The following is a 26529-nucleotide window of genomic DNA, read 5'->3' as shown; positions in this document are numbered from 1 at the left end:
CGGGGAGCGACATGACCGTTCTCATCAGCATGGTCAACACGAGCGCGACCACGCTGCTGGTCGTGATGGGGCTGGCGATCGTGCTGGGCCTGATGCACATCGTGAACCTCGCGCAGACCGGCTTCATGGCCGTCGGCGTCTACACCGGGCTGGAGGTCGGGCCGCGGCTCGGCTTCTGGACGGGGGCGCTCGCCGCCGCCGTGCTCGCCGGGCTGATCGGCGCGGCGGCCGAGACGCTGCTGCTGCGCCGCGTCCGGGAGCGGATGCTGGAGACGATGCTCGCGACGTGGGGCCTGTCGCTGATCCTGACCCAGCTCATCACGCTGCGGTACGGGCCCGACAGCCGCGTCATGGCGACACCGCTGCACGGCTCGTTCCACCTGTTCGGCACGACCTGGCAGAAGTACCGGGTGCTGCTGGTCGCGGCCGCGATCCTGCTGGTGGTGGCGATGTGGGCGCTGACCCGCTTCACCCGCGTCGGGCTCCGGGTGCGGATGTGCATGGCCGATCCGGACCTCGCCGAGGACAGCGGCATCAACACGCTGCTGGTCCGGCAGGCGACGTTCGTGCTCGGCTGCGCGCTCGCCGGGTTCGTCGGCGTCCTGCTCGGCCCGATCTCCGGGATCGACCCGAACTTCGCCGGCAGCCTGCTCATCCCCGCGTTCCTCGCGGTGATGATGTCCGGGCGGACGCTGCACGGCCTGGTCATCTCCGGCGTCGCCCTGGCGGTCGTGCAGGTCGGGTTCGCCTACTGGTCCAAGCCCGCGTACGCGACCGTCGCCGTGATCGCGGTGGCCGTCGTCGTGCTCGGCGTCCTGCCGGACGGCATCGACCTGCGGCGGTTCAGGAGGGCCCATGTCTAGGCCCGTCGTCGTCGCGACGGCCGCGGCCGCGGTGGTCGTGCTGGTGGCGCCGTACCTCACCGGCACCTACTACCAGCAGCTTCTCGCCCAGGCGTTCCTGTACGCGATCGTCGCGGTGAGCCTGGACTTCGTGTGGGGGTACGCCGGGGTCCCCGACCTCGGGCACGCCCTCTGGTTCGGCATCGGCGCCCTGTCGGTCGGCCACGCCACCACGGTGCTGTCCGACGTCGGGCTGGTCACCGAGGTGCACGGCTCGTTCGGACGCTACGCCCTCGGCACGGTCGTGGGGGTGGTCGCCGCGACGGCTCTGGCCGCGATCGTCGCGCGGCTGTGCCTGTCGTCGCGCCGCTCGAACGACTTCTACATCGTCGTGGTGACGCTCGCGCTGGCCACGGCCGCCGTCACCGTCTACGACCAGACGCCGGCGCTCGGCGGCGGCGAGAACGGGCTGTTCGGCTTCAACCTGCAGAACGTCACGCCGCTCGGCTGGTACTACATCACCGCCGCGCTGCTGGCGGTGACCGTCGCGGTGGCGCTGGTGGTGGTGCGCAGCGACTTCGGGCTGCTGATGCGGGCCGTCCGCGACAACGCGCCGCGGGCCCGCTACCTCGGCTACAACGACGTCAACGTCAAGATCGGCGTGTTCACCGCGGGCGCCGCCGTCACCGCGCTCGCCGGGGCGGTGTTCGCGATGATGACCGGCGTCGCCAACGACGGCCAGTTCAGCTTCACGCTCGCCACCTCGATGCTGGTGTGGGTCGCCGTCGGCGGCCGCGCCACCATCGTCGGCCCGATGGTCGGCGCGATCGTGATGAGCCTGGCCGGCGCGAAGCTGAACGAGCACTTCCCCGCCCAGTGGACGATCATCGAGGGCGCGCTGCTGATCGCCGTCGTGGTGTTCGTCCCCGGCGGGCTCATCGGCCCGCTCGTCCGGCTCGCCGGGCGGCTGCTCGCGCGCCGGTACCCGCCGCGCGGCCGGGCCATCGCCGCCGCGCCGGCCCGGCCCGCCGGGGAGTCCGGCGGCGGACGGCCCGTGATCCGCATCCGCGACCTGGTGTTCGGCTACGGGTCCCTGCGCGTGCTGGACGGCGTCACGCTCGACGTCGTCGCCGGGGAGCTGCTGTGCGTCGTCGGCCCCAACGGCGCCGGCAAGTCCACGCTGACCAGCGTCATCACCAACCGGCGGCTGCGGTCCCGGGGCGAGGTCGAGTACCTGCTGCCGGGCCACCGGCTCGGCGACCGCCCGGCGGCGCACGAGATCGCCCGCGCGGGCGTCGGGCGCAAGTTCCAGATCCCGTCGGTCTTCGCGAGCCTCACCGTCGCCGAGGCGCTGCTGCTCGCCGACCGGCGCGGCGCACCGCCCTCACTGTGGCGGCGCAGCACGACCGTCGAGGTGGCCCCGGCCGTGGTCGACATCGTGCGGATCGCCGGGCTGGACGGGCGGGCCGGGACGCTGTCGTCCGACCTCTCGCACGGCCTGCGGCAGGGCCTGGAGGTGGCGATGGCCGTCGCGGCACGGCCCCGCGTGATCATCCTGGACGAGCCCACCGCCGGCCTGACCGCCCACGAGCGCCACGACATCGGCCGGGTGCTGGAGCATCTGCGCGACATCGGGATCGCGGTGGTGCTCATCGAGCACGACCTCGACTTCGTCATCCGCGTCTCCGACCGCGTCGTCGTGCTGCACGGCGGCCGCGTCATCGAGGACGGCCTGCCCGAGACCGTCCGCGGCTCGGAGGTCGTCCGCAGCGCCTACCTCGGGACGGCGGTCCGATGAGCGCGGACACCACCGGCACCCTCGACCTGCACGTGCGGGACCTCGACGCCGGGTACGGCGCCGCGACCGTCATCCAGGGCGTGTCGTTCGACGTCGCCCCGGGCGAGGCGCTCGCGGTCGTCGGGCGCAACGGGATGGGCAAGACGACGCTGCTCAAGGCGATCATGGGCCATGCCGGGCGGACGGCCGGCGCGGTCCGCGTCGGGGGCACGGACGTCACCGGCCGCGCACCGCACCGGATCGTGCGCCTCGGCGTCGGCTACGCCGCCCAGGAAGGCAACCTGTTCGCCGACCTGACCGTCGCGGAGAACCTCCAGGCGGCGACGATGCACGCGCGGCGCGGCCACAAGGCGGAACGCCGCGAGGAGGTGCTCGCCTACTTCCCGGTGCTGGAGAAGCGCCTCTGGCAGACCGCCGGCACGCTGTCCGGCGGGGAGCAGAAGATGCTCGTGCTCGCCCTGGCGCTGCTCCGCGAACCCCGGCTGCTGATCATCGACGAGATCAGCGACGGCCTGCAGCCCAGCGTCGTCGACACGGTCGGCGCCGTCCTGCGGGCCGAGCGGGAGCGGCGGGGGACGTCCCTGCTCATGGCGGAGCAGAACGTCGACCTCAGCCTGCGGGTCGCCGACCGCGTGGCCGTCCTCAAGCTCGGGCGGATCGTGTCGACGGTCGGCAGCACGGCCGAGGGCGTCCGGGACCGGCTGATGAAGGAGCTGGCGCCGTGACCCGCCGCTCGACGCCGGTGGACGAGGGCACGGTACCGGTGGACGGCGCGGACCTGCGCTGGGCGCGCCTCGGCGACGGGGCGCGGACGGTCATCGCGGCGCATCAGGGCCCGGGCGGGCCGTCCCGCCCGCCGTGGCTGCGGATGCTGGCCGAGACACCGGGATGGAACGTGCTGTCCCTGGAGTTGCGCGGGACCGGCGGCACGTTGCCGCCGCACGAGGACCTGGGCGACCGTTGGTACCCGCGATGGGCCTTGGACGTCGCACGCGTGGCCAGCGCTCTCGGCGAGACGGACTACGTCTATGCCGGAGCGTCGCACGGCGCGGTCGTCGGCTGGCACCTGGCGCTCGATCGCCCGCCGGGGCTGCGGGCGCTGATCTCGGTCGTCGGCGCTCCGCACGGCCGCGACGGCGGGACGACGGCGGCGTCCGGCTGGGAACAGCGGAAGGCCGCCGTCCGCGACCGGCGGCTGGCCGAGGAGGCCCTCGCGTCGATGCGGCCGCCCACATCCGACCCGGTGCGGCTGCGGCGACGCGCCGAGGCCCGCGAGTCCTACCTGAGGAGCCTCGACGCGCTCGATCCGGCCGCTCTGCCGCAAGCCGGCATCGCCCTGCCCCACCTTCGCACCGACGCCGAGGTCGCCGACACGCTGGCGACCATCGGCATCCCCGTCCTGGTCGCGGGGGGAATCCAGGATCGGCTCTGCCGGCCCGAGGACAACCTGCGCGCGGCCGCCGCCGTCCCCGGCGCCCGCCTCGTCCTGTTCCAGGACCACGGCCACACCACGCTTCTGGACGAGGAGCCCGAGCCGCTGATCGAGCAGATCCGGCTGTTCCTCGCCCGCATCGAACCGCAGCCGACGCCGGACCACCGGCGCGGCGACAAGGAGGGCTCCCCTTGCCTTTGATGGAGATGGCCGACGCCACGCTGCACTACGACGAGTACGGCGACGGAGACGAGATCGTCCTGTCGTCCGCGATGGCGTTCGACCCGAACGCCTATCCGGCCTGCCTGGCCGCGCCGCCCACCGGCTACCACGTGTACACGATCCAGGCCCGCGGCTACGGCCGCTCCAGCCACCCCGACGAGCCGCCCGCGCAAGGCTGGCTGGACCAGTGGGCCGACGACGTCTGCGCGTTCGCCGACCGCCTCGGCGCCGACCGGTTCATCTACACCGGGATCTCCCACGGCGGCGGGATCGGCTGGCACATCGCCGCCCGGCGGCCCGAGCGGCTCAAGGCGCTGATCTCGGTGGTCGGCACCCCGCACGACCGGGCGGGCGGCACCGCGTCGTCCGCCGGCCGCCGCCGGATGATCGAGAACCGCCGCTCCCCCGAGGTCATCGCCGAGCAGTTCCGGATCATGTACGGCCACACCGACGACCCGGCGCGCCGCGCAGCACGGGAGGAGCAGATCGCCCGGCGCGTCGAGCAGTACCTCGCCCAGCCGGAGCGGGAGACCCTCATCAACCAGGGCAAGCCGTTCCCGGACGCGCGGACCGACGACGAACTGGCCGAGGTGCTGCGCGGCATCCGGGTCCCCGTCCTGATCCTCGCGGCGATGCGCGACGGGGTCATCTCGCCCGAGTCGGCACTGCGCGCCGCGCGCTCGGTGCCGGGCGCCAAGGCCGTCCTGTTCGAGGACGAGGGCCATTTCATCGGCACCGAGAGCCCGGAGCGGCTCGTCCGGGAGGTGCGCGTGTTCGTGGACGAGCTGAACGGCGTCGCCGAGCCCCTGGCCGCGACCGGGGCCTCGACCGGAGCCTCGACCGGGGCGGGCGCATGATCGCGGAGATCACCGTGATGGCCGTCGGCGACGTCATCCTCGACGAGCCCGAACCCGCCTCGTTCTTCGACCCGGCGCGCGAGACGCTGCTGGGCGCGGACGTCGCGGTCGCCCACGTCGAGGTCCCGCACACCGACTCCACCGAGCGGACCAGCACCGACGTCCCCGCCCCGCCCGCCGACCCCGCCGCCCTGGCGGCACTGCCCGGCGCGGGGTTCGGTGTCGCGACGCTCGCCGGCAACCACATCTACGACGCCGGCGCCAGCGGCATCGCCGACACGATCAAGCATCTGGAGGCCAACGGGCTGGCCACGACCGGAGCGGGCGCGAACCTGGAGGCGGCCCGGCGCCCGGCCGTCGTCGAACGCGGCGGGCTGCGGCTGGCCGTGCTCAGCTACAACTGCGTCGGCCCGCGCGAGTCGTGGGCCACGTCCGCCAAGGCCGGATGCGCGTACGTGCACGTCCTGACCCACTACGAGCTGGACCACGCGAGCCCCGGCGGGCCGCCGCGCATCTACACCTTCGCCGAACCCGACGACCTCGACCGGCTCGCCGCCGACGTGCGGGCCGCCCGCGCCGAGGCCGACGCCGTCCTCGTCGCCTTCCACAAGGGCGTCGGCCACACCCCGGCGGCGATCGCCATGTACGAGCGCCCCGTCGCGCACGCCGCGATCGACGCGGGCGCGGACGCGGTCGTCGGGCACCACGCGCACATCATGCGCGGCATCGAGGTGTACCGCGGCCGCCCGATCTACCACGGGCTCGGCAACTTCGTCACCGTCACGCGCGCCCTCACCCCGACCGGCGGCGACAGCGCCGAGATCGAGGCCTGGGCCCGCCGCCGCGTCGAGCTGTACGGGTTCGCGCCCGACCCGGCCATGCCGTTCTACCCGTTCCATCCGGAGAGCCGGAACACCGCCATCGCCACCCTGCGCTTCGACGCGTCCGGCATCACCGGCGCGGGGTACGTGCCCTGCTGGATCGACGACCGCGGACGTCCCGTGCCGCGCCGGCGCCACGAGGGCGGCGAGGACGTCGCCGGCTACATCGACGGCATCGGACGCCGCGCCGGGCTCGACACCGCGACGCGCTGGCGCGGCGAGACCGAGATCGAACTGACCGGCGTGAACGGGGGCGCACGATGACCGCACGACCGCTGGACGGCAGGACCGTCCTGGACCTGACGACCGCGCTCGCCGGCCCCTACGCCACGCTACTGCTCGCCGGCCTCGGCGCGACCGTCATCAAGATCGAGAACCCGGCGGTGGGCGGGGACAGCTCGCGCGGCAACTCCCCCTACGCCCGCGCGGACGGCGCGGCCGCCGCCCGCCGCGAGGCCGCGGACATGTCGGTGTCGATGCTGGCCCGCGGCCGCAACAAGAAGAGCATCACGCTCGACCTCAAGAAGCCGCAGGGCCGCGAGGTCTTCGCCGACCTGGTCCGGCACGCCGACGTGGTGGTCGAGAACTACGCCGCCGGCACCGCCGACCGGCTCGGCGTCGGCTACTCCGCCGCCCGGGACGCCAACCCCCGGATCGTCTACACCTCGATCAGCGGGTTCGGCGCGCAGGGCGGCGGATCCGGGACGGGCAAGGCGATGGACACCATCATCCAGGCCCTCAGCGGCGTGATGATGACGGCCGGGGAACCGGGCGACCCGCCGGTGCGGTTCGGCCTGCCCGTCGGAGACCTGCTCGCCCCGCTCTACGCGGTCATCGGCACCCTCGCCGCCGTCATGCACGCCGACCGCACCGGCGAGGGCCAGCACGTCGACGTGTCGATGCTCGGCGCGCTGACCTCGCTGCTGTCGTGCGAGCCGTTCGACGCCTTCGAGACGATGGGGCTGCCGGCCCGCACCGGCGCGATGGTGCCCCGGCTCGCGCCGTTCGGCCTGTTCCCCGCCGCCGACGGCTGGATCGCCCTGTGCGGCCCGACCGACGCGTTCGCCCGCGGCGTCTTCGCCGCGATGGAACGTGCCGACCTGGCCGAGGACGACCGCTTCGCCACCCGTGACGAGCGCGTCCGCAACGCCGCGGAGCTGCACGAGACGATCCGGTCCTGGACGTCGGGGCTGCCCCGAGCGGAGGTGATCAAGCGGCTCGCCGGCCACGGCGTCCCGGCCGCGGAGGTGCGCGAGCCCGCCGAGGCCGTCCGGGACGCGTCCGTCCTCGCCCGCCGCGAGGTCGTCGAGCTCGTCCACCCCGACCACGGCCCGACCGGCCTGCTCGGCCCCGGCGTCCCGATCACGTTCTCCGTCTCCGGCGCCGGCCTCGACCGTCCGGCGCCCCACCTCGGCCAGCACACCGAGGAAGTGCTCGGCGGCCTGCTCGGCTACTCCGCCGGGCGGCTGGCCGCGCTCGCCGACGAGGGCGTCCTGTGAGCGCCGTGCCCGCCGCGCTCAAGGAACTGCGCGACGCCTACGACGACCGCGCCGCCGCGATCCGGCGGTGGCGCGAGACCGGGGCGCCGGTCGTCGGCTGCGTGGGCGCCGACGTCCCGGTCGAGCTCGTCACCGCCGCCGGCGCGCTGCCGGTGCGGCTGGCGGGAGACCCCGGCCGCGACCGCGCCCTCGCCGACCGCTACCTCGGGACCGGCCTCGACCCGTCGTCCCGCTCCATCCTCGCCGGGCTGCTGCGCGGCGAGCCGGATCTCGACCTGCTGCTGGTCTCCAACGACTGCGCCGGCTCGCTGCGCCTGTTCTACACCGTCCGCGAACTGCAGCGGCTCGGCGTCGAACCCGCCCTGCCGCGCACGCACCTCGTCGACCTCCTGCACCTGCCGCACCGCACCACCACCCGCTACAACCGCGTCCGGATCGCCGAGACCAAGGAGCTGCTGGAACGCTGGTCGGGGCGGCGCATCGGGGAGAGCGACCTGGCCGAGGCCGTCCGGCAGCACGACGAGGTCCGGCGGATGATGCGCGCCCTGCGGCGGCTGCGCACCGCCGAACGCCCCGCGCTGCGCGGCGAGGAGGCGCTGATCGCGATCGGCGCCGGCGCCGCGCTCCCCGCCGGGGAGCACGCGGGCCTCCTCGACCGGCTGCTGTGCGCCGAGGCCGGCCTCCCCCGCCACGACGGGCGGCGGATCTACCTCACCGGCAGCGCCCACGACGGGCCCGCGGTGTACCGGGCGATCGAGGACGCCGGCCACGTGATCGTCGCCGACGACCACGACTGGGGCGACGCGCTCGCCGACCCCCTCGTCGGCGAGCCGACCCTCGACGCGCTCGCCGAGCGCTACCAGTACCGGGGGCCGACCTCCGCGCGGTCGTCGATCCACGCCCGCGCCCGCCAGACCGCCGCCACCGCCGAACGCTCGCGCCCCGACCTGCTCGTCTCCTACGTCCGCGCGATGGACGAGGCGCCCGCCTGGGACTTCCCGGCGCAGCGCGAGGCGGCCGGGGTGCCCGCGGTGATCCTCGAACACCGCCGCTACGGCGAGCTGGGCGACGACGCCCTGCCCCTCATCGCGGACGCCCTCGGCGCCGCCCGTCCGAAGGGAGAGGCCGGCTGATGGCCCGGCGGAACAAGCTCCTGACCTCCTCCGAGGAGGCCACCCGCTACCAGCGGGAATGGTTCGCCGGACTCCGCGCGGCCGTCGCCGGCGGCGAACCCCTCGCCCTGGTCAACGCCGACGCCCCGCAGGAGATCTTCCGGGCGATGGGCATCCCGTACGTGGTGAACCAGTGGTGGGCGTCCGTCGTCGCGGCCAAGCAGCGGACGGGCGAGTACCTGCGGACCCTCCGCGAGCACGGCTACCCCGACTACTCCGAGCAGTACAGCGCCACCTCCCTGGCGTCGGCGTTCACCGAGGTCGCCGATCCGCCGTGGGGCGGGCTGCCCCGCCCCACGATCGTCCTCGGCGAGACCACCGGCGACGCGTCCCGCAAGCTGTTCGACATCTGGGACGAGCAGGACGGCATCGCCTACTACCCGCTGGAGAGCGCCGCCGCCGACACCGTCCCGGTCAACTGGTGGGACCTGATGCCCGAGCAGTGGGAGTCCGCCGTCGGCACCGCCCGCCTGGACCTGATGACCGCCGAGCTGGAAGGGCTCGTGCGCTTCCTGGAGACCACGACCGGCCGGGTCTTCCGCGAGTCGCGGTTCCGCGAGGTGATGGCGCTGGTCAACGAGCAGGAGGAATGGAACCGCCGCACCCGCGACCTCATCGCCCGCACGCGTCCCGTCCCGCTGCGCGTCGACGACAGCATCTCCAGCGTCATGATCCCGCAGTGGCACCGCGGCACCGTCTGGGCCCGCGACGCCGCCAGGCGCTTCCACGACGAGGTCGCCGCCCGCGTCGCCGCCGGCGAGGCCGCCTGCCCGGACGAGCGTCTCCGGCTGATGTGGATCGGCCGCGGCCTCTGGTACGACATGGACTTCTACCGCCACTTCGAGGAACGCCACGGCGCCGTCTTCGTCTGGTCGATGTACCTGGCGATCGCCGCCGACGGCTACATCCGCTACGGCGACGACCCGATGCGCGCCCTCGCCGCCCGCTTCGCCGCCTTCTCCGACCAGCTCTACCGGCCGCCGTGGTCGACCGAGTGGTACCTGAAGGAGGCGCGCCTGCACCAGGTCGACGGTGTCGTGCACCTGGTCGGCGAGGACGCCCGCAGTGGCTGGTTCATCACCGAGACCCTCGAACGCGCCGGCATCCCGGTGTTCGAGCTGCGCGCCGACAACGTCGACCAGCGCACCTACGACCTGGCCGCCGTGCGCGAGGAGATCGACGCCTGGCTCACGACCCGCGTCGCCGCCGCAGCGCCGAAGCCGCGACCCGTCCCGGGCGTCGAGGGCCGTGCAGTGACCTAGATCATTGGCCTAGAGGGTGGCCCGTCGTCGCGTCGACGTGCGCGGGGACCGCGTCATGGCGGTCGCCGACCGACGGCGTCCCGGTGGGCTCGAACATCAGGATTGACGCGCCCGCGGCCGAGGACGGCTTGTGCTCGGTACCGCGCGGGACGGTGAAGACCGCGCCCTGGCCGAGCCGGACCGTGCGCTCCCCGTCCGGCTCGCGCAGGGCGATGTGGAGCTCCCCGCTCAGCACCAGGAAGAACTCGTCGGTGTCGTCGTGGACGTGCCAGACGTGCTCGCCCTCGACCTTGGCGATGCGCACGTCGTAGTCGTTGACGCGCGTCACGACGCGGGGGCTCCACAGCGCGTCGAAGGTGGTCAGGGCCTCGGCGAGGGTGATGGGTTCGTTGCTCATGAGCCGATCCTCGCCGGTTGAGGACCGCGGGTTCGAGTGCTAGGAATCGCATATGACGCAAGAATCCTCTCAGGCGGGTTCCGGCGGCGGCCCGCACCGCGTCGTGGTGATCGTCGACGAGAACTCCAACCCCTTCGAGCTCGGCTGCGCGACCGAGGTCTTCGGGCTGCGCAGGCCCGAGATCGGCCGCGACCTGTACGACTTCCGCCTCTGCGCCGCCGAGCCGCGCACCCTCATGCGGGACGGCTTCTTCACCCTCACCGGCGTCGCGGGACTGGAGGCGGTGGACGCCGCCGACACCGTGATCGTCCCGAACCGGCCCGACGTCGAGGTACCGCGCCGCCCGGCCGTGCTCGGCGCCGTCCGCCGCGCTCACGAGCGCGGCGCGCGGCTGGTCGGCTTCTGCAGCGGCGCGTTCACGCTCGCCGAGGCGGGCGTGCTCGACGGGCGGCGGGCCACCGCGCACTGGCAGTGGGCGGACGCGTTCCGGGAGCGCTTCCCCGCCGTCCGGCTCGAGGAGGACGTGCTGTTCGTCGACGACGGCGACGTCCTCACCGCCGCCGGGAGCGCCGCCGCGCTCGACCTCGGGCTCCACATCGTCCGCCGGGACCACGGCGCGGAGATCGCCAACGCGGTCAGCCGGCGGCTGGTGTTCGCGGCGCACCGCGACGGCGGGCAGCGGCAGTTCGTCGAGCGCCCCGTCCCCGACATCCCCGACGAGTCCCTCGCGCCCGTCCTGGCCTGGGCCCAGGAGCGGCTGGACGCGCCGCTGACCGTCGCCGGTCTCGCCGCCCGCGCGGCGGTCAGCCCCGCGACGCTCCACCGGCGCTTCCGCGCGCAGCTCGGCACGACCCCGCTGGCCTGGCTCACCGCCGAGCGGGTCGCCCTGGCCTGCCGGCTGATCGAGCGCGGCGAGTCGCGCGTGGACGTGGTCGCCCGCCGCAGCGGCCTCGGCACCGCCGCCAACCTGCGCACCCTCATGCGCCGCGAGACGGGCCTGACCCCGTCCCAGTACAGGCACCGTTTCGGGCCGGCTTTGAAAGACCGTCCTGAGCCGTCCGCGCGCGGGTGACCGCGTCCGGCCGTCCTGGTCCCAGGAGTGGCGTTGGCGGCCGAGCATGGCGATGTGCGACGTTGATGACGTTGGCTTGGGGCTCGCCCTGGCCTGTTCCGAGGACGGCGTGGGGGCTGGTGGTGGACGGCGGGCACGAACCGCGCTTGGAGATCCGCTTCTGCGCCGCCGAGGGCGGGGCGCGGATCGCGTACGGCACGGTCGGCGACGGGCCGCCGCTGATCGTCCCGCCCGCCTGGATCAGCCATCTGGAGCTGTCGTGGCAGGATCCGGCCGTCCGCGCGTTCCTGCTCCCCCTGGCGGCGCGCCGGACGGTCGTGCTGTACGACAAGCCCGGCTGCGGACTGTCCGATCCGTGGCCCGGCCAGACGCTGGACACCAGCGTGCAGGTGCTGCGGACGGTCGCCGACCATCTGGGCCGGGAACGCTTCGACCTGCTGGGCGTCTCGACGGCCGCCGTGACGTCGCTGGCCTTCGCCGTCCGGCATCCGGAGCGCGTCGGACGCCTGATCGTCTACGGCGGCTACGCCGACGGGAGCCGGGTCGCCTCCCCGCAGGTCCGGGAGGCCGTGCTCGGGATGGTGCGCGCGCACTGGGGGCTGGGCTCGGACGTCCTGGCCGACATCTTCATGGCCGATGCCCCCGCCGACACCAAGGCGCATTTCGCCCGGCTACAGCGCGGCACGGCCACCGCGGAGTTCGCCTGCGAGCTGCTGGAACAGTGCTACGAGGCGTGCGTGACGGACCAACTCCACAAGGTCGTCACGCCGACCGCGGTGCTGCACCGGCGCGGTGACCGGGCGATCCCGTACCGGCTCGGACGCGATCTGGCCGCACGGATCCCCGACGCTCAACTGGTGACGCTCCCCGGCCGCAGCCATTTCCCCTGGGCCGGGGACTCGGCCCCGGTCGTCCGGGCCGTCCTGAACCACTTGGGCGAGACCCCCGGCCCGCCGGAGCGGCGGTCCGTGGACGACGTGCTCACGCCGCGGCAACTCCAGGTCGCGGCCCTGGTCGCGGACGGGCTCAGCAACCGCCAGATCGCCCGCCGCCTCGGCATCAAGGAACGCTCCGCCGAAGGGCACGTCGAACGGATCCGCCAACGGCTCGACGTCCGGTCCCGCGCCCAGATCGCCGCCTGGTGGGCCCGGAACAGGTAGCGACTCAGGTAGAGCCTGGCGTAATTCCCCGCCTGACAGCACGCCCTGCGCCATCGGAACATCGAGAACACCCACCGCCAGTACGGCCTTCCCATTGGCGGAATCGATGTCGAGGAGCGCCACATGCCCGAAGCCAGCACGTTGCCGGCACTGAGCCCGAACCCCGTGCGCGGTCGCCTGAACTCGGGATTCTTCGCGCTCATGGCCGGTTACATCGAGCACCGGCTCGCCGGCCACAAGCGCAGGATCTTCGCCGGGACCGGCGGCGTCGTCGCCGAGATCGGCGCGGGCAACGGCCCGAACCTGCGCTACCTGGCGCCGGGGACGACCGTGCACGCGATCGAACCCAACCCGTACTTCCATCGGCGGCTGGAGCGCACCGCCGCCGCCCGCGGCGTCGACCTGACCGTCCACCCGGTGCCCGGCGAGGCGATCGACCTGGAGGACGCCAGCGTGGACGCCGTCGTGTGCACCTGGGTGCTCTGCACCGTCCACGATCCGGCGCAGGTGCTCCACGAGATCCACCGGATCCTGCGGCCCGGCGGCCGGTTCGCGTTCATCGAGCACGTCGCCGCGCCGCACGGCACCGTCCGGCACGCCCAACGGCTGGTCCGCCGGCCCTGGCGGTGGGCCTTCGAAGGCTGCCGCACCGACCGGGACACCGCGGCCGCCATCCACGCGGCCGGCTTCGCCTCGGTCGACATCACCGAATTCCGGTTCCATTCCACCTTCGTCCCGGTCCGAACCCAAATAGCCGGCACCGCCGTCCGCTAAGGGTCCTGGGCCGCCGCCCGCCGCCGGTCCGTTGGGCGGTCGGGGCGGACGCCGCGCGCCGCGACCTGCCCGCGGCGCCGCCGCCTCGCCCGGCCGACCTTGTCGCCATTAGGGAGTTCGGTTGGCATATCCGCCCGGGAACGGTCTGGTGATCGGGGCGGATTGGACTTGCTGTCAATTGTTCTGCTGTTGAATTTCCATGGACCAAATGCAATGATCTGACGCGCGGGAACCCGGAACGGCAGTTCACAGCCCTGATACGCGCTGGGGTGGCGATGATCGACAGCCGCGGATGGCAGGTCCGGACCGGAGCGCGTGGCGGCGGTGCGCGGACCGGACGCGCGGCACGGCGCGCATGAGCGGGTCCCTGGTCGCCGACGCCGCGGTCCTGGTCCTCGGGGTGTTCCCCGGGCTGCACTACGACCTGATGCGCGACCGCCTCCGTGCCCGCCTGGGCGTCCGCCGGCCGGCGGCCCTCCCGCAGCCGGGCCGGGTGGTGATCGCCGGGACGCTCGTCACCGCCTCGACGCTGGCGCTGCTCGGGGTCCTCGGCATGCTCACGCCGGTGTCGATGCTGAGCCTGCGCCAGGTCGTCCTCGGCGATGCGGCGGAGACCCTGCACTCCCCCGCCCTCGTCCTGTGGACGGTGGCCTGCTTCATCGTGCTGTCGCTGACGATCTCCTGCCTGGCGGCCGCGACCCTGGCGCGGCTGGAGGACGGCGCGGCCCCGCCTCCCGGCCCCGCGTCCGGCGCGCCGTCCGCGTTCGACCGGTGCGCCTACTACGCCGAGCGGGACGTCGAACTGGAGATCACCCTCGACAACGGCGAGACCTACCGTGGGCTTCTGGGCGAGGAGGCCCGAGGACGCGCCCATCAAGCCCGCTTCGTCACCTTGTACGGCCCCATTTTCCAACTCCACGGACAGGACAAGTCGTTACCGCTGGACGCCCTGCACTGGGACCAGATGGTGGTGCCCGTACGGGCGGTGACCCGGGTGCTGGTGCGTCCCGTCACCGAGTCACCGGCGCACGGCCAAGCCGGGTTCCGCGGGACGCCGTCCCGGCACGGCGCTCCGCGCCTCAACCCGGTGGAGCAGATGAAGGCCCTCGCCGAGCACTGCTACCGGTACCGCTTCACGCCCCGCTATCTCGCGAGGCTGCTCGGCTTGGAGATCGTCCTCATCGGTCTCGTCGGCGTGCTGGCCGCCGGCCTGGCCTAGCACGTCACCCGGGGTCGGTCCGCGTGTCGCCGCCCGGGCGGACGAGCCCGTGGTCGTAGGCGAAGACGACGGCCTGGATCCGGTCACGCAGGTCGAGCTTCGCGAGGATGCGCTTGACGTGGGTCTTGACGGTGGCCTCGGCGGCATGGACCCGTAGAGCGATCTCGGCGTTGGACAGCCCGCGGGCCAGGTGGAGCAGCACCTCGTGCTCGCGCGCGGTGAGGCGGTCGAGGCGCCGCCGGACCTCGTCGCCGGGCGGCGGGGGCGACACCCGCGCGAACTCGCCCAGCAGCCGCCGGGTCACCGAGGGGCCCAGCAGCCCTTCCCCGGCGGCGACCGTCCGGACCCCGTCGATGAGGGTCTCCGGCGGGCTGCGCTTGAGCAGGAACCCGCTGGCCCCGGCGCGCACGGCGGCGAAGACGTACTCGTCCAGCTCGAAGGTGGTCAGGACGAGTACCCGGGTGGGCAGGCCCGAGGCGGTGATCTCGGCGGTCGCCGCGACGCCGTCCTTGATGGGCATGCGGACGTCCATCAGGACGACGTCGGGCCGCAGGCTCGCGGCGAGCCGGACGGCCTCGGCGCCGTCGGACGCCTCGCCGGCGACGGTCATGTCCGGCTGGGTGCCCAGCATCATCCGCAGGCCGCCGCGCATGAGCTGCTCGTCGTCGGCGAGCAGGACGCGGATCACGGGGCGCCCGCCGGGATCCGGGCGTCCACCCGCCAGCCGCCGGACGCGTCCGGGCCCGCCCGGCAGGTGCCGCCGAGCCGCTGGACGCGGTCGCGCATCCCGGTCAGCCCGCGGCCGGGACGCGGCGGCGCCGGTGCGCTCCCGTCGTCGGTCACCTCGACCACGATGTCCTCCCGGTCCCGCAGCAGCCGGACGCGCACCGAGGTGGCGGACGCGTGCCGGACGACGTTGGTCAGCGACTCCTGGACGACGCGGTGGACGGCCTGCGCCGCCGGGCCGCTGACCTCGCCCAGGTCGGCGGCGACCGCGGTCTCGGCCCGCAGGTGCGCGGGCAGCGTGGCGACGAGGCGGCGCACCGAGGCGTCGAGGTCGGGGGCGGCCGGGTCGGTCTCCAGCAGGCCGAGGATCCGGTCGAGGTCGTGCATCGCGGAACGGCCCACGTCCTCGATCTGCTCCAGCGACGTGCGGACCTCGGCGTGCCCGCCGCCGAGCACGAGACGGGCGGCGCCCGCGTGGGTGACCATGACGGTGACCGCGTGCCCGACGGCGTCGTGCAGCTCGCGGGCCAGCCGGGCCCGCTCGTCCGACAGCGCCTGCCGCCGGTCGGCCCGGGCCCGCTCGGCCTCGTGCTCGCGCAGCGCCCGCGCCGCCTCGAAGCGCGACCGGGCGGCGTCGCCCGCCAGCCAGGCGCCGGCGTGCAGGATCGCGCCCAGCACCAGTGCCTGGACGCTCTCGCCCGCCAGCGCGACCAGCGCCGCGGCCACCGGGACGGCGACGAGCGGCAGGGCCCGGGGGCGCGGGCGGGTCTGCGCGACCATCGTCAGGCTCAGCGCGGACGCCGCCGACAGGTTGGTGAGCGGCTCGCCCGCCGCCGCCACCGCCACCGTGGCGCACGCCGACGCCGCAAGGGCGGTGGCGGGCGCGAACCGGCGTCCCGCGATCGCCGCGAACCAGACGACCGCGGCGACGCGCATCACCACCGGACCGTGCCACAGCGACGCGGTGACGTCGGACGGCCCGACGGGGATGACCGCGGACACGTAGGCGACCAGCACGTCGAGGGCGATCCAGCGCCACCGGCGGTCGGCCGGCCGGTCCGGCCGTCCCGCATCGAAGTCCACGAGCACGAGCGTAGGGAATGCCGTGTATCCGGGGAATCGTCCGAGAGAAGGGGCGTGCGTACCCCCCGCGGGGTACGAACAGCGTTCCGTCCGGGGGACGCCCCGGGCGCGGCGCCGTTCCTACTGTCGCCGCCATGCCGACAACATCCGCGTTCTCCTTGCGCCGCCGCATCGCCGGCTGGACGCTCACCGCCGTCGCCGTCCTGCTCGCCGCTCCGGTCGCGATCGTCGCGTTCCTGCTCGCCGTCTCCGCCGCCGCGTCCATCCCGGTGGCGATGGCCGCCGCGCTCGGCGCCACGGCGCTCGGCTGCGCCGTGCCGGCCGGGCTCGGCGCACGCCTGGCCTTCCGCCGCCCGCGGGCGGCCACCCTGCTGGTCACCGGACTGCTGGTCGGCGCGGTCGCGCTCACCTCCGCCCTCACCGTCTTCCGGCCTCTCGGCGTCCGCCCGGTGCCGCTGCCTCCCCAGGCGACCCGCTACTGGACGCTGTCCACCGGCTCGCGCATCGCCTACACGCTGACGCCAGGACGGGGGCACCGGGACACCGCTCCGGTGGTGCGCCTGCACGGCGGCCCCGGAACCCCCGGCGCCGGGCCGGACGACCTCGACCGCGACCTCGCCGCGCGCGGCTTCGACGTCTACACCTACGACCAGCTCGGCTCCGGACGCTCCGAGCGGCTCTCCGACCCCACCGGCTACACCGTCGCCCGCCAGGTCGCCGACCTGGAGGCGATCCGCGCGCGGATCCGAGCGCCGAAGCTCATCCTCGTCGGCAGCTCGTGGGGGGCGACGTTGGCCGCGTCGTACATGGCCGAGCACCCGGGCAACGTCGCCAAGGCCGTCTTCACCTCCCCCGGCGCCCTGTGGGCACCCGAATGGAAGAAGTCCGGAGAAGGCGATATCTGGGACCGCCTCACGCCCCGGCAGCGCAAGCGGATGGACGATCTCGAAGCCGGCCCCCGCCTGATCGCCTGGTCGGTGCTCATGGACGTCGACCCCCGCGCCGCGCACGCGCTCGTCCCCGACAAGGAGATCGACCCGCTCTTCGACGAGCTGCTCTCCACGGTCGGATCGGCCGCGACCTGCCACCCCGAACGCGCCCTCCACGAGGCGTCCTCGCGCGCGGGCTTCTACTCCAACCAGCTGATCTCCGACGACGCCCTCAAGGTGCCCGACCCCCGGCCCGCGCTGCGCACCGTCCGCGTCCCCGCGCTGGTGCTGCGCGGCCAGTGCGACTACAAGCGCCCCGAGATCGCCCGCGAATACCGCGACACCATTCCCGGAGCGGTGCTCCTGCAGATCCCCGGCGCCGGGCACGTCATCGAAGCCGAACAACCGGAGCTCTACCGCACGTCCGTCACCGCCTTCCTGACCGGCCGCCCCCTCCCCCGCACCAACCCGAGCACGCTCGGCCGACACCCCTGACGACGGCGCGGGGCCGCCCGCCGGGGAGCCGAGCGTCGAGGGCGAGGAGCGCGCCATGGCCGCCGTGTTCGAGGCGACGCCATCCGGACGAGGACTGACCCCGGGCTTCGTCCGATCGGGGGCCGGGCGGCCCGGGCCAGAGCGTTGTCGGCCGTGGGCGCCTGTCATTCATGTATGTTCTCCTGCATGGCAGGACAGCGATCGGAAAAGGTCAGCGGGTACCGGGAGCGGAACTCCACCGCCGACCGCGCGCTGGACATCTTGCTGCTGTTCGACGACTCGCGGCTCGTGGTCGGCGGCCAGGAGGTCGCCGACCACCTCGGCGTCGCGCGGTCGACCGCGTACCGGTACCTGCAGAGCCTGGCGTCCTCGGGGTTCATCGAGGAGCAGCGGCCGGCGGGGTACCGGCTCGGGCCCCGGGTGTTCGAGCTGGCGCGGCTGGCGCGCAAGGGGATCGGGCTGTCGGAGGTCGCGCGCCCGGTGATGCGGGACCTCGCCGAGCAGGTCGGCGAGGCCGTGCTGCTGACGCGCCGGACGGGCGCGACGGTGGTCTGCCTCGAACGGGAGGAGGCCGACCACCCCGTCCGGCTGTCGTACGAGCGCGGGCACGTGCTGCCCGTCAACGCGGGGGCGTCCGCGCTGGTGCTGCTGGCGTGGGCGCCCGACAAGGAGATCGACGAGGTCGTCGAGCGGAGCGGGCTGCCGCGGTTCACCGACGCGACGCTGACGGACGCGGCCGCGCTGCGGGAGCGGCTGGAGCGCATCCGCGAGGCGGGGACGGCCGTGTCGCGCGGCGAGCTCGACGCCGACGTGCTGGGCGTGGCGGCCCCGATCCGCGATTCCGGCGGGGCCGTCGTCGCCGCGGTGAGCGTGGCCGCGCTGTCGTACCGGGTTCCGGACGCGCGGGTGCCGCAGGTGACCCGGGCGGTGGAGGAGGCCGCCGCGCGGATCAGCGAGCGGCTGGCGATCCTCGACTCCTAGGCGCAGCTCCCAGGCACGGCGGAGCGGCGCGGCACTGTGCGGTGCCGCGCCGCCGGCGCGTCTACTGGACGGGGCGGTAGGCGGGGCCGCCGTCGTCGAGGAGGCGTTCGGCCTCGGCGTAGATCTCCTCGGGGGGCAGGCCGAAGTCGATGGTCTTGCGGAACGGCTGGGGGACGTCCCGGTCGACGCGCAGGTAGACCTCGTTGCGGTTGCCCTCCGGGTCGAAGAAGTAGATCCCGAACGCGTTGCCGTGGGTGACCTCCTGCTGTACCTCGACGCCCTCCTCGGCGAACCTGCGGTGGAACGCGCGGATGTCGTCGAGGGTCTCGACGCGCCAGGAGATCTGGTGCTGCTGCTTGGCGCCGGGCGGGGCGGTGCGGCCGGTCTGGAGCACGAACTCGTGGTGCTCGACGCCGGGCCGGGCGCTGAGGAAGACGATGCCGATGTCGTCGTCGTGGTCGGTGACGGTCAGGCCGAGGACGCGCTCGTAGAAGTCGCGCATCAGCGGGAGGTCGTCGACCCAGAGTCCGGTGTGTCCTAGTTCGGCGATGGCCATGGACGGCTCCTTGTCCTGTTTTACAGGATCCTTTTCCTGAATGTTGAGCACGCTAGCTCATTGACCCTCGATCGATCTAGCTCTAGCTTGTATCGAAAAGCAGGATCACTGCTTTGATAAACAGGACAGGATGTGGGATGCGGTTCGTCGCCTACCAGGACGAGGACGGGGCCGGCGCGATCGGCCGGCTCGACGGGACCCGGGTCCACCGGCTGCTCGGCGTCGACCGGATCGACCGCGCGACGCGCGATCTGGAGCATGCGCCCGCGGCGGAGACGGGCGTGGAGCTCGACGGGCTGACGCTGCTCCCGGTCGTCCGGCCGGAGAAGGTCTTCTGCGTCGGCCTCAACTACCGCGCGCACGTCGAGGAGACCGGCCGCGACCTGCCGGACTACCCGGTGCTGTTCCCCAAGTTCGCGTCCAGCCTGATCGGGCACGGCGCGCCGATCACGCTGCCGCCCGAGTCGTCCCAGGTCGACTACGAGGCGGAGCTCGCCGTGGTCATCGGCAAGGGCGGGCGCCGCATCCCGCGCGACCGGGCCTTCGAGCACGTCCTCGGGTACACGATCGCCAACGACGTCACCATGCGGGACTTCCAGTACAAGACGCATCAGTGGATGCAGGGCAAGGCATGGGACGCCTCCACGCCCCTCGGCCCCGTCCTGGTCACCGCCGACGAGCTGGACCCCGGCACGCTCGACATCTCGCTGCGGCTGAACGGGCAGGAGATGCAGTCCTCTAACACCGAGCGGCTGATCTTCGACGTGCCGCGCCTGATCGAGGTGACGTCGCAGTTCACGCGGCTGGAGCCGGGGGACGTCATCCTCACCGGGACGCCCGGCGGCGTCGGGTACCGCCGCGATCCGCAGGTGTTCCTCGCCGGCGGCGACGTCGTCGAGGTGACGATCGGCGGCATCGGCACGCTGCGCAACACCGTCCTCGCCGAGGCCTGAGACTCGCCGAGGCCTGAGAAGGGAAAGCCATGGGCACCGTCAAGGAGAGCTTCGAGACGTTCCCGTTCGACGCGCCGCCGCGCGTGTTCGAGCGGCGCGAGGAGCAGCTGCTGGGCGATCCGCACGCGCGGCCCGGCGCGCCCCGCATGGGGCGCGACCATCCGCCGATCGAGGTCGTCCATTTCGACGCCGAGTACGTCCAGCGGGCGTTCGCGCCGCCGCGCGGCGTCTACGAGAGCGACTTCATGCGCCTGGAGTGGCAGACGATGAACGGCCGGCAGCCGTTCTACCACCGCAACTGCGACGTGGACGAGATGTCGTTCCAGGTCGCGGGCGTGCGGTCGCTGATGACCGAGTTCGGCACCGTCGACCTGGTGCCGGGCGACTTCTCCCGCATCCCGGTCGGCGTGGCGCACGACAACTACGGGCGCGAGGACATCCACGTCCTGTTCTACGTCCCGGCCCCGGTCGTCGAGGCGGCGCCGGCGCAGCGGACGTCGGAGGTGGCGATCCCGCCGTTCGACGGCTGGGAGCCGGGCGACGTCAACGAGATGATCACCGAGTGCCTCGCCGGCCCCGGCCACGACGTCGTGCTGGCCCCGGCCGACGAGCGGGCCCTGCTGGAGCAGGCCAAGGGCGAGACCGAGCGGATCCAGGTGCTGCGCCCGGACGACGCGCCGGGGACGACCTGGCTCTACCGGTCGTCCCACGTCCTGATCGGGCGGACGGTCGCCGCGGCGTCCGACGGGCGCGTGTACCGCCGGATCCGCAACGCCGAGGAGATCCAGTACCAGATCAGCGGGCGCCGGACCCTCGTCACGCAGCGCGGCACGGTCGCGCTCGAGCCGGGCGACTTCGTCAAGGTGCCGGTGGGGATCGCGTTCACCTCGATCCACCGGGAGCAGAGCGTGCATCTGACGGTCGCGTCGGCGCGCGCGGTCCCGCAGGTCACGGAGGCGACGAGGACGGCCGAGCGGCTGCCGGCGGCCGAGATCGAGGCGCTGCGATGACGGCGGCGCGGGAGCTGGCGGTCACCGCGAACCGGGCCCTGGCCGCGGCGGGGCAGTCGGACATGGTGTGGGGGCACGCGGCGGTCCGCGACCCGGACGGGCGCGGCATCTGGATCAAGACGCCGGGCTGGGGCTTCGAGGAGATCGACGGCGACCGGATCCAGCTCGTCTCGTGGGACGCCGAGGTCGTCGAGGGCGACGGCGCGCCGCACAAGGAATGCCACATCCACCTGGAGATCCTCCGGCTCCGGCCGGAGCTGCACTGCACGGTCCACTCGCACGCGCGAGGGGCCGTCGCGTTCGCCGCGCTGGACACGCCGCTGCTGCCGATCTCCCATGAGGGGACGCTGTTCGGCGGCGCGGACGTGCCGCGCTTCACCCTGACCGGCGCGCTCGTCAGCACCCCGGAACTCGGGCGCGCCCTGGCCGGGGCGCTGGGCGACGCGCCCGCCGCGCTGATGCCCAAGCACGGCCTGGTCGCCGCCGGGACGAGCGTCCAGGCGGCCGTGATGCACGCCGTCCTGCTCGACGGGGCCTGCCGGACGCAGCTGACGGCGATGGCCGCGGGCCCGGTCAAGGTGTGGTCGGACGGCGCGGAGGCGGCGGCGAAGCGCGACGAGTGCTGGGCGGAGAGCCAGCTCGACGCGGGATTCGCCTACCTCGCGCGCAAAGACGGCCGCCCATGACCGCGTCCACGCGACCGCCCGTGCTCATCGTCGGCGCGGGCCCGGTCGGGCTGACCACCGCGAACCTGCTGGCGGCGCGCGGCGTGCCGGTCGTCCTGGCCGAGCGGAACGCCTCCACCAGCGACGAGGCCAAGGCGATCAGCCTGGACGACGAGTCGCTGCGCACGCTCCAGGCCGCCGGGCTGGACGAGGCCGTGCTGGAGATCGTCGTGCCCGGAACGGGCACCCGGTACCACGACCGGAAGGGCCGTCCGCTGTTCCAGGCGCGCGGGCCCGAACCGTACCGCCTCGGCCACCCGTTCAAGAACCAGTTCGCGCAGCCGGAGCTGGAGCGCGTCCTGCTGCAGAACCTCAAGGACCGCGACGGCGTCGACGTCCGGTTCGGCACCCGGCTGATCGGGATCGAGGACGGTCCCGGCGGCGCGACCGCCGTCCTGGAGGAGTCCTGCGGCACCCGCACCGAGACGGCGGCGAGCTGGGTGCTCGGCTGCGACGGCGGCCGCAGCACGGTCCGGGAGCTGGCGGGCATCGGGATGACCGGGACCAGCCACCGGGACGTCTGGCTGGTCGCCGACACCACCGGCGATCCGCACGACGAGCGGTACGGCATGCACCTCGGCCGCCCCGGCCGGCCGACGGTGATCGTGCCGGGGCGGGACGGCCGCTGCCGGTACGAGTTCCGGCTCCGGCCCGGGGAGGGCGAGGGCGGCACCCGGCCGGACTTCGCGACCATCGAGCGGCTCGTCTCCCCCTACCGGACGATCACCCCCGGGCAGGTCGAGCGCGCGACGAACTACACCTTCAACGCCGTGGTCGCCGACCGGTGGCGCGACGGCCGCTGCTTCCTGCTCGGCGACGCCGCGCACATGATGCCGCCGTTCGCCGGCCAGGGCCTCAACTCCGGCGTCCGCGACGCCGCGAACCTGGCGTGGAAGGTCGCGGAGGTGTGGCACGGCCGCGCGGACGAGCAGCTGCTCGACACCTACGAGCCCGAGCGGCGCCCGCACGCCGAGGCGACCGTCGCGTTCTCCGAGCGGCTCGGGCGGGTGGTGATGACCGTGGACCCGATGCGGGGGCGCCTGCGCGACACCGCCGTGCGCGCCCTGCTGCTCGTCCCGTGGAGCCGCCGGTACCTGACCGAGATGCGGTTCCGGCCGCGCGCCGTCCACGCCGAGGGCGTCGTGGTCCGCACGGGGCACGGCGACGAGCGGCTGGTCGGGACGCAGCTCCCCCAGCCGCGCGTGCTCGTCCCGCCGGGGCTGCGCCCGCGGCGGCTCGACGACGTCCTCGGCGACGGCCCGGCGCTGCTCGGCGTGGACGTCACGCCCGCCGCCTGGGAGCGCGTCGGCGCCGCGCTCGGCCCGTGGCGGATGCGGCGGATCGACGTCGTGCTCGGCGACCGGCTGCCGCGCCCGCGCGACGGCCGGCAGGCCGTCGCCGACGCCGACGGACGGCTCGAATCCGCGCTCGCCGGTGCGCGCGGCCGGTTCGTGCTGGTCAAGCCCGACCGCTACGTCGCGGCCGTGTTCCCGTCCGCCCGCGCCGCGCGGGTGCGCGACGCGCTGGCCGGCTACTTCGACACGGCCGGCCACTTCGACACGGCCGGCCACCTCGACATGGAAGGCACGTCATGACCCGTCCGCCCGAACCGAAGATCGACCGGTCGCTGACGCTGCACCTGCGCGGCGACTGGGGCGCTGCCAACCTGCACCGGGTCTGCGGCTGGATCTCGCAGGAGCTCACCGACCGGTGCGGCCCGTACACCCGCGTCGCGATCTGGAACAGCCGCGGCTACGCCGACGCCGTGCGCGCGGTGGGGCGGGGCGAGGTGGACGTCGCGCTGACGACGCCCGCCGCGTTCGCCACCGCCGCGCTGGACGGCCGCGGCCTGTACGCCGGGGAGGCGTTCCCCGAGCTGCGCGCGCTCGGCGTCGTCCCGCAGCGGGACCGTCTGGTCGTGGGCGTCCGCCGGACGCTCGGGATCACCTCGTTCGCCGAGCTGCGCGAGGCGAAGCCCGCGCTGACGCTCGCGACGTCCGGCCACGACGGGGAGAACCACGTCGGCGTCGGCGCGCACGAGGTGCTCACCCGCTCCGGCGTCGACGTCACCGGCTGGGGCGGGACGATCCTGGCCGACGAACGCCCCTGGGAGACGTTCGCGCACGTGCTGGCGGGACGCGCGGACGCCGTCGTCCACGAGGCCGTCATGCTGCCGCACTGGCAGGAGTTCGGCGGCGACCTCCACTTCCTGGAGGTCGAACAGGACGTCCTGGACGGCCTGTGGGCCGACTACTCCTGGCCCGCGGCGACCGTCGAGGAGGGCCACTTCCCCGGCTGCCCGCGCTTCCGCACGCTCGACTTCTCCGACTTCCTGGTGCTGACCCGCTCCGACCTGCCGGACGACGTCGCGTACGCGATCGCGTGGGTGCTCGGCGAGACCCGCGAGGTCATCGAGCGGCAGTACCGGCACATCCCGCCGGAGAAGAGCCCGGTCACCTATCCCCTCGACCCGGTGGCGATGGGCCGCACGCCCGTCCCGCTGCACCCCGGCGCCGCCGAGTACTACCACGCCCTGCCGCAAGGAGAGTCATGACCGAATGGATCACCGTTGAGACCGCCGACGGGCCGATGCGGGTCTACGCCGCGCGGCCGGACGCCCCCGCCGACCGGGCCGTGGTCGTCCTGCAGGAGGCGTTCGGCGTCAACGACCACATCCAGGACATCGCCCGCCGGTTCGCGGCGCGCGGCTTCCTGGCCCTCGCCCCCGACCTGTTCCACCGCACCGGCGTCGCCACCCTCGGCTACGACCAGCACGCCGAGGCGATGCCGCTGATCGGCGCGATCGGCCCGGACGCGATCGTCACCGACGTCGGCGCCGTCGTCGGCCACCTCTCCGGCGTCGAGGGCGTCCCGGCCGATCGGACCGCGGTCGTCGGGTTCTGCTTCGGCGGCCGGGCCGCGTTCACCGCGGCCACCGCGATCCCGGGACTCGCCGCGACCGTCGTGTTCTACGGCCCCGGCATCGCGGCGGGCCCGCACGCCGTCCTGGACCGGGCCGGGACGATCGACGCGCCGATGCTGCTGCACGTCGGCGCCGAGGACCCGACGATCCCCGCCGACCAGGTGAAGGCCATCGACGCCGCGCTGCAGGACGCGGGCGCCGACTTCGACCAGTATGTCTACGAGGACGCCGGGCACGCCTTCGCGTGCGACGCGCGCCCGCACATGTACCGGTCCGGCCCGGCCGAGACCGCCTGGGAGCGGACGCACGCGTTCCTCGACCGGCACCTGCCCCCGACCGCCGCGGAGGCCCGGTGAAGACGATGCTCGCCGCGCGCGCCGACCGCGGCTCCGACGCGCTGCACCTCGTCGAGATCCCCGTCCCGGAACCGGGACCGCTGGACGTCCTGGTCAAGGTGGCCTCCGCCGGGCTCGCGCCCGGCATGATGCGGCTGCTCGCCATGGGCGCGTTCCGGCATCTGCCGACCACCCTCGGGCACGAGGCCGCCGGGACGGTCGCGGCCGTCGGCGAGGAGGTCACCGGCGTCGCGGTCGGCACCCGGGTCCGCGTCCACCCCAACCTGACGTGCCGTTCGTGCCGGTACTGCCGCACCGACCGCGAGATGATGTGCGCGCAGCAGGCGATGATCGGGCACGCCGCGTTCAGCGACGTGCCGATGCCGCTGTACGACGCATACCACGACGGCGGGCTCGCCGAGTACGTCCGCGTCCCGCACTGGCTGGTCGACCCGCTGCCGGACGCGGTCGGCTTCGACGTCGGCGCGAAGGTGCACGACCTCGCCAACGCCGTCCGCGCCCTCAAGCTCGCCGGCCTCACGCCGGGCGCGACGCTCGTCGTCACCGCCGCGACCGGGACGATGGGCACCGCGACGATCGCGCTGGCCCGGCACTTCGGCGTGGCTCGGCTCGTTCTGGTCGGGCGCAGCGCGGAGCGGCTGGAGGCGGTCCGCCGCCTCTCCGGTGGCGTCGCTACCGACGTCGTCGCGCTGGACGAGCTACCGCCCGGCTGGGACGAGAAGCAGGGCCTCACCCAGGCGCTGCGGGACCTGGTGCCGGAGGGCGCCGACGCCGTCCTGGACTACGTCCCGCAGGGCCCCGTCACGCTGCAGGCCACGGCCGCGCTCGCGACCGGCGGGACGCTCGTGCACATGGGCGCCAACCAGGCGCCGGTGACGCTTCCGATGGCCGAGCTGATGAGGAACTGCTGGCGGATCGTCGGCACCCGCGCGTGCACCCGCACCGACGCCGAGCAGGTCCTCGGCCTCCTCGGCGGCGGCGCGCTGGACGCGGCGGACCTGATCACCCACCGGTACCCGCTCGCCGACGCCGCCCGCGCCGTCGAGGCGATGCAGAGCCGCACGGAACCGATCTGGATGGCCGTGGTCAATCCCTGACGCCACGCGGAAAGGGCGCGGGGGGGGGGGGCCGCGGCCCCGCCCCCCGCCGCCCCGCCGCGGGCTGCGCCCCGACCAGATCGCCGAGCACTGCCAGCGGCTCGTCGG

At 74.1% G+C, this 26529-nt stretch carries 26 protein-coding genes; 22 read left to right on the top strand and 4 right to left on the bottom strand.

Annotation, left to right across the window (positions count from 1 at the left end; genetic code table 11):
- Positions 1-11: 11 nt before the first annotated feature.
- Genes AB0C78_RS26875 through AB0C78_RS26835 form a run of 9 tightly spaced genes read left to right on the top strand, consistent with a single transcriptional unit; the run spans position 12 to position 9965 of the window.
- Positions 12-863 carry a branched-chain amino acid ABC transporter permease gene (locus tag AB0C78_RS26875; RefSeq protein WP_360752781.1) on the top strand — a complete coding sequence of 284 codons (852 nt, stop codon included), beginning with the start codon at positions 12-14 and terminating at the stop codon, positions 861-863.
- On the top strand, positions 856-2640 hold the full coding sequence (locus AB0C78_RS26870; RefSeq protein WP_360752779.1) for an ATP-binding cassette domain-containing protein: 1785 nt from the start codon (positions 856-858) through the stop codon (positions 2638-2640). The genes AB0C78_RS26875 and AB0C78_RS26870 overlap by 8 nt, the downstream gene beginning before the upstream one ends.
- Positions 2637-3365, top strand: coding sequence for an ABC transporter ATP-binding protein (locus AB0C78_RS26865; RefSeq protein WP_360752776.1), 729 nt, complete (start codon positions 2637-2639; stop codon positions 3363-3365). Before AB0C78_RS26870 ends, AB0C78_RS26865 begins: the two co-directional genes overlap by 4 nt.
- Positions 3362-4273, top strand: a complete 912-nt coding sequence (locus tag AB0C78_RS26860) for an alpha/beta fold hydrolase (protein WP_360752773.1) — start codon at positions 3362-3364, stop codon at positions 4271-4273. Before AB0C78_RS26865 ends, AB0C78_RS26860 begins: the two co-directional genes overlap by 4 nt.
- Entirely contained in the window at positions 4273-5151 is an 879-nt protein-coding gene (locus AB0C78_RS26855; protein WP_360752971.1) for an alpha/beta hydrolase, read from the top strand. Before AB0C78_RS26860 ends, AB0C78_RS26855 begins: the two co-directional genes overlap by 1 nt.
- Complete coding sequence (locus AB0C78_RS26850) at positions 5148-6296, top strand: CapA family protein (protein ID WP_360752770.1); 1149 nt, start codon at positions 5148-5150, stop codon at positions 6294-6296. Before AB0C78_RS26855 ends, AB0C78_RS26850 begins: the two co-directional genes overlap by 4 nt.
- Entirely contained in the window at positions 6293-7531 is a 1239-nt protein-coding gene (locus AB0C78_RS26845; RefSeq protein WP_360752768.1) for a CoA transferase, read from the top strand. Before AB0C78_RS26850 ends, AB0C78_RS26845 begins: the two co-directional genes overlap by 4 nt.
- Complete coding sequence (locus AB0C78_RS26840) at positions 7528-8664, top strand: 2-hydroxyacyl-CoA dehydratase family protein (RefSeq protein ID WP_360752765.1); 1137 nt, start codon at positions 7528-7530, stop codon at positions 8662-8664. Before AB0C78_RS26845 ends, AB0C78_RS26840 begins: the two co-directional genes overlap by 4 nt.
- Positions 8664-9965, top strand: coding sequence for a 2-hydroxyacyl-CoA dehydratase family protein (locus AB0C78_RS26835; RefSeq protein WP_360752763.1), 1302 nt, complete (start codon positions 8664-8666; stop codon positions 9963-9965). The genes AB0C78_RS26840 and AB0C78_RS26835 overlap by 1 nt, the downstream gene beginning before the upstream one ends.
- Position 9966: 1 nt before the next feature.
- On the opposite strand, the gene AB0C78_RS26830 is transcribed toward AB0C78_RS26835, so the two are convergent.
- Positions 9967-10362 carry a cupin domain-containing protein gene (locus tag AB0C78_RS26830; protein ID WP_360752760.1) on the bottom strand — a complete coding sequence of 132 codons (396 nt, stop codon included), beginning with the start codon at positions 10360-10362 and terminating at the stop codon, positions 9967-9969.
- 52 nt (positions 10363-10414) lie between these two features.
- Here AB0C78_RS26830 and AB0C78_RS26825 point away from each other — a divergent pair, with 52 nt between their 5' ends.
- The 4 genes from AB0C78_RS26825 to AB0C78_RS26810 all read left to right on the top strand — a co-directional run bounded on the left by AB0C78_RS26825 (position 10415) and on the right by AB0C78_RS26810 (position 14587).
- The gene (locus tag AB0C78_RS26825; RefSeq protein ID WP_360752758.1) at positions 10415-11434 is read left to right on the top strand and encodes a helix-turn-helix domain-containing protein; all 1020 of its coding nucleotides are present in this window, start codon (positions 10415-10417) and stop codon (positions 11432-11434) included.
- 65 nt (positions 11435-11499) lie between these two features.
- Positions 11500-12594 (top strand): alpha/beta fold hydrolase, encoded by a 1095-nt coding sequence (locus tag AB0C78_RS26820; RefSeq protein ID WP_360752755.1) that lies wholly within the window; start codon positions 11500-11502, stop codon positions 12592-12594.
- A gap of 123 nt (positions 12595-12717) precedes the next feature.
- Complete coding sequence (locus tag AB0C78_RS26815; RefSeq protein ID WP_360752753.1) at positions 12718-13368, top strand: class I SAM-dependent methyltransferase; 651 nt, start codon at positions 12718-12720, stop codon at positions 13366-13368.
- A gap of 355 nt (positions 13369-13723) precedes the next feature.
- A complete protein-coding gene (locus tag AB0C78_RS26810; RefSeq protein ID WP_360752750.1) occupies positions 13724-14587 on the top strand; it encodes a DUF6338 family protein in 864 nt (287 codons plus the stop codon).
- Positions 14588-14591: 4 nt separating this feature from the next.
- Here AB0C78_RS26810 and AB0C78_RS26805 read toward each other — a convergent pair whose 3' ends face one another.
- Positions 14592-15275 (bottom strand): response regulator transcription factor, encoded by a 684-nt coding sequence (locus AB0C78_RS26805; protein WP_360752747.1) that lies wholly within the window; start codon positions 15273-15275, stop codon positions 14592-14594.
- Positions 15272-16396, bottom strand: a complete 1125-nt coding sequence (locus AB0C78_RS26800; RefSeq protein WP_360752744.1) for a histidine kinase — start codon at positions 16394-16396, stop codon at positions 15272-15274. The genes AB0C78_RS26805 and AB0C78_RS26800 overlap by 4 nt, the downstream gene beginning before the upstream one ends.
- Positions 16397-16530: 134 nt before the next feature.
- On the opposite strand from AB0C78_RS26800, the gene AB0C78_RS26795 reads away from it, so the two are divergent.
- Positions 16531-17820 carry an alpha/beta fold hydrolase gene (locus AB0C78_RS26795; protein WP_360752742.1) on the top strand — a complete coding sequence of 430 codons (1290 nt, stop codon included), beginning with the start codon at positions 16531-16533 and terminating at the stop codon, positions 17818-17820.
- Positions 17821-18006: 186 nt separating this feature from the next.
- The gene (locus tag AB0C78_RS26790; RefSeq protein ID WP_360752741.1) at positions 18007-18801 is read left to right on the top strand and encodes an IclR family transcriptional regulator; all 795 of its coding nucleotides are present in this window, start codon (positions 18007-18009) and stop codon (positions 18799-18801) included.
- Positions 18802-18862: 61 nt separating this feature from the next.
- Here the strand turns inward: AB0C78_RS26790 and AB0C78_RS26785 are convergent, their stop codons facing one another.
- A complete protein-coding gene (locus AB0C78_RS26785) occupies positions 18863-19357 on the bottom strand; it encodes a VOC family protein (RefSeq protein WP_360752739.1) in 495 nt (164 codons plus the stop codon).
- Positions 19358-19494: 137 nt separating this feature from the next.
- On the opposite strand from AB0C78_RS26785, the gene AB0C78_RS26780 reads away from it, so the two are divergent.
- Genes AB0C78_RS26780 through AB0C78_RS26750 form a run of 7 tightly spaced genes read left to right on the top strand, consistent with a single transcriptional unit; the run spans position 19495 to position 26421 of the window.
- On the top strand, positions 19495-20310 hold the full coding sequence (locus AB0C78_RS26780) for a fumarylacetoacetate hydrolase family protein (RefSeq protein ID WP_360752736.1): 816 nt from the start codon (positions 19495-19497) through the stop codon (positions 20308-20310).
- A gap of 29 nt (positions 20311-20339) precedes the next feature.
- Positions 20340-21320 (top strand): hypothetical protein, encoded by a 981-nt coding sequence (locus AB0C78_RS26775; RefSeq protein ID WP_360752734.1) that lies wholly within the window; start codon positions 20340-20342, stop codon positions 21318-21320.
- A complete protein-coding gene (locus AB0C78_RS26770) occupies positions 21317-22006 on the top strand; it encodes a class II aldolase/adducin family protein (RefSeq protein ID WP_360752731.1) in 690 nt (229 codons plus the stop codon). The genes AB0C78_RS26775 and AB0C78_RS26770 overlap by 4 nt, the downstream gene beginning before the upstream one ends.
- On the top strand, positions 22003-23640 hold the full coding sequence (locus AB0C78_RS26765) for a bifunctional 3-(3-hydroxy-phenyl)propionate/3-hydroxycinnamic acid hydroxylase (protein WP_360752728.1): 1638 nt from the start codon (positions 22003-22005) through the stop codon (positions 23638-23640). Before AB0C78_RS26770 ends, AB0C78_RS26765 begins: the two co-directional genes overlap by 4 nt.
- Positions 23637-24599, top strand: coding sequence for a TAXI family TRAP transporter solute-binding subunit (locus AB0C78_RS26760; protein ID WP_360752725.1), 963 nt, complete (start codon positions 23637-23639; stop codon positions 24597-24599). Before AB0C78_RS26765 ends, AB0C78_RS26760 begins: the two co-directional genes overlap by 4 nt.
- On the top strand, positions 24596-25324 hold the full coding sequence (locus AB0C78_RS26755; RefSeq protein WP_360752723.1) for a dienelactone hydrolase family protein: 729 nt from the start codon (positions 24596-24598) through the stop codon (positions 25322-25324). The genes AB0C78_RS26760 and AB0C78_RS26755 overlap by 4 nt, the downstream gene beginning before the upstream one ends.
- A gap of 5 nt (positions 25325-25329) precedes the next feature.
- Positions 25330-26421 (top strand): alcohol dehydrogenase catalytic domain-containing protein, encoded by a 1092-nt coding sequence (locus AB0C78_RS26750; RefSeq protein WP_360752968.1) that lies wholly within the window; start codon positions 25330-25332, stop codon positions 26419-26421.
- Positions 26422-26529: the final 108 nt, after the last annotated feature.

It is taken from the genome of Actinomadura sp. NPDC048394 (genome assembly GCF_040651755.1).
Classification (GTDB): Bacteria; Actinomycetota; Actinomycetes; order Streptosporangiales; family Streptosporangiaceae; genus Spirillospora; species Spirillospora montaniterrae.
The sequence above is the reverse complement of the archived record's forward strand: the minus strand, read 5'-3'. Positions and strand labels throughout refer to the sequence as shown.

What these genes read in the sequence shown, in the direction of transcription:
- AB0C78_RS26875 (WP_360752781.1), top strand. Translation starts at nt 12, where the DNA reads ATGACCGTTCTCATCAGCATGGTCAACACGAGCGCGACCACGCTGCTG.
- AB0C78_RS26870 (WP_360752779.1), top strand. Translation starts at nt 856, where the DNA reads ATGTCTAGGCCCGTCGTCGTCGCGACGGCCGCGGCCGCGGTGGTCGTG.
- AB0C78_RS26865 (WP_360752776.1), top strand. Translation starts at nt 2,637, where the DNA reads ATGAGCGCGGACACCACCGGCACCCTCGACCTGCACGTGCGGGACCTC.
- AB0C78_RS26855 (WP_360752971.1), top strand. Translation starts at nt 4,273, where the DNA reads ATGGAGATGGCCGACGCCACGCTGCACTACGACGAGTACGGCGACGGA.
- AB0C78_RS26850 (WP_360752770.1), top strand. Translation starts at nt 5,148, where the DNA reads ATGATCGCGGAGATCACCGTGATGGCCGTCGGCGACGTCATCCTCGAC.
- AB0C78_RS26845 (WP_360752768.1), top strand. Translation starts at nt 6,293, where the DNA reads ATGACCGCACGACCGCTGGACGGCAGGACCGTCCTGGACCTGACGACC.
- AB0C78_RS26835 (WP_360752763.1), top strand. Translation starts at nt 8,664, where the DNA reads ATGGCCCGGCGGAACAAGCTCCTGACCTCCTCCGAGGAGGCCACCCGC.
- AB0C78_RS26830 (WP_360752760.1), bottom strand. Translation starts at nt 10,362, where the DNA reads ATGAGCAACGAACCCATCACCCTCGCCGAGGCCCTGACCACCTTCGAC.
- AB0C78_RS26825 (WP_360752758.1), top strand. Translation starts at nt 10,415, where the DNA reads ATGACGCAAGAATCCTCTCAGGCGGGTTCCGGCGGCGGCCCGCACCGC.
- AB0C78_RS26820 (WP_360752755.1), top strand. Translation starts at nt 11,500, where the DNA reads ATGACGTTGGCTTGGGGCTCGCCCTGGCCTGTTCCGAGGACGGCGTGG.
- AB0C78_RS26815 (WP_360752753.1), top strand. Translation starts at nt 12,718, where the DNA reads ATGCCCGAAGCCAGCACGTTGCCGGCACTGAGCCCGAACCCCGTGCGC.
- AB0C78_RS26810 (WP_360752750.1), top strand. Translation starts at nt 13,724, where the DNA reads ATGAGCGGGTCCCTGGTCGCCGACGCCGCGGTCCTGGTCCTCGGGGTG.
- AB0C78_RS26795 (WP_360752742.1), top strand. Translation starts at nt 16,531, where the DNA reads ATGCCGACAACATCCGCGTTCTCCTTGCGCCGCCGCATCGCCGGCTGG.
- AB0C78_RS26790 (WP_360752741.1), top strand. Translation starts at nt 18,007, where the DNA reads ATGGCAGGACAGCGATCGGAAAAGGTCAGCGGGTACCGGGAGCGGAAC.
- AB0C78_RS26785 (WP_360752739.1), bottom strand. Translation starts at nt 19,357, where the DNA reads ATGGCCATCGCCGAACTAGGACACACCGGACTCTGGGTCGACGACCTC.
- AB0C78_RS26780 (WP_360752736.1), top strand. Translation starts at nt 19,495, where the DNA reads ATGCGGTTCGTCGCCTACCAGGACGAGGACGGGGCCGGCGCGATCGGC.
- AB0C78_RS26775 (WP_360752734.1), top strand. Translation starts at nt 20,340, where the DNA reads ATGGGCACCGTCAAGGAGAGCTTCGAGACGTTCCCGTTCGACGCGCCG.
- AB0C78_RS26770 (WP_360752731.1), top strand. Translation starts at nt 21,317, where the DNA reads ATGACGGCGGCGCGGGAGCTGGCGGTCACCGCGAACCGGGCCCTGGCC.
- AB0C78_RS26765 (WP_360752728.1), top strand. Translation starts at nt 22,003, where the DNA reads ATGACCGCGTCCACGCGACCGCCCGTGCTCATCGTCGGCGCGGGCCCG.
- AB0C78_RS26760 (WP_360752725.1), top strand. Translation starts at nt 23,637, where the DNA reads ATGACCCGTCCGCCCGAACCGAAGATCGACCGGTCGCTGACGCTGCAC.
- AB0C78_RS26755 (WP_360752723.1), top strand. Translation starts at nt 24,596, where the DNA reads ATGACCGAATGGATCACCGTTGAGACCGCCGACGGGCCGATGCGGGTC.
- AB0C78_RS26750 (WP_360752968.1), top strand. Translation starts at nt 25,330, where the DNA reads ATGCTCGCCGCGCGCGCCGACCGCGGCTCCGACGCGCTGCACCTCGTC.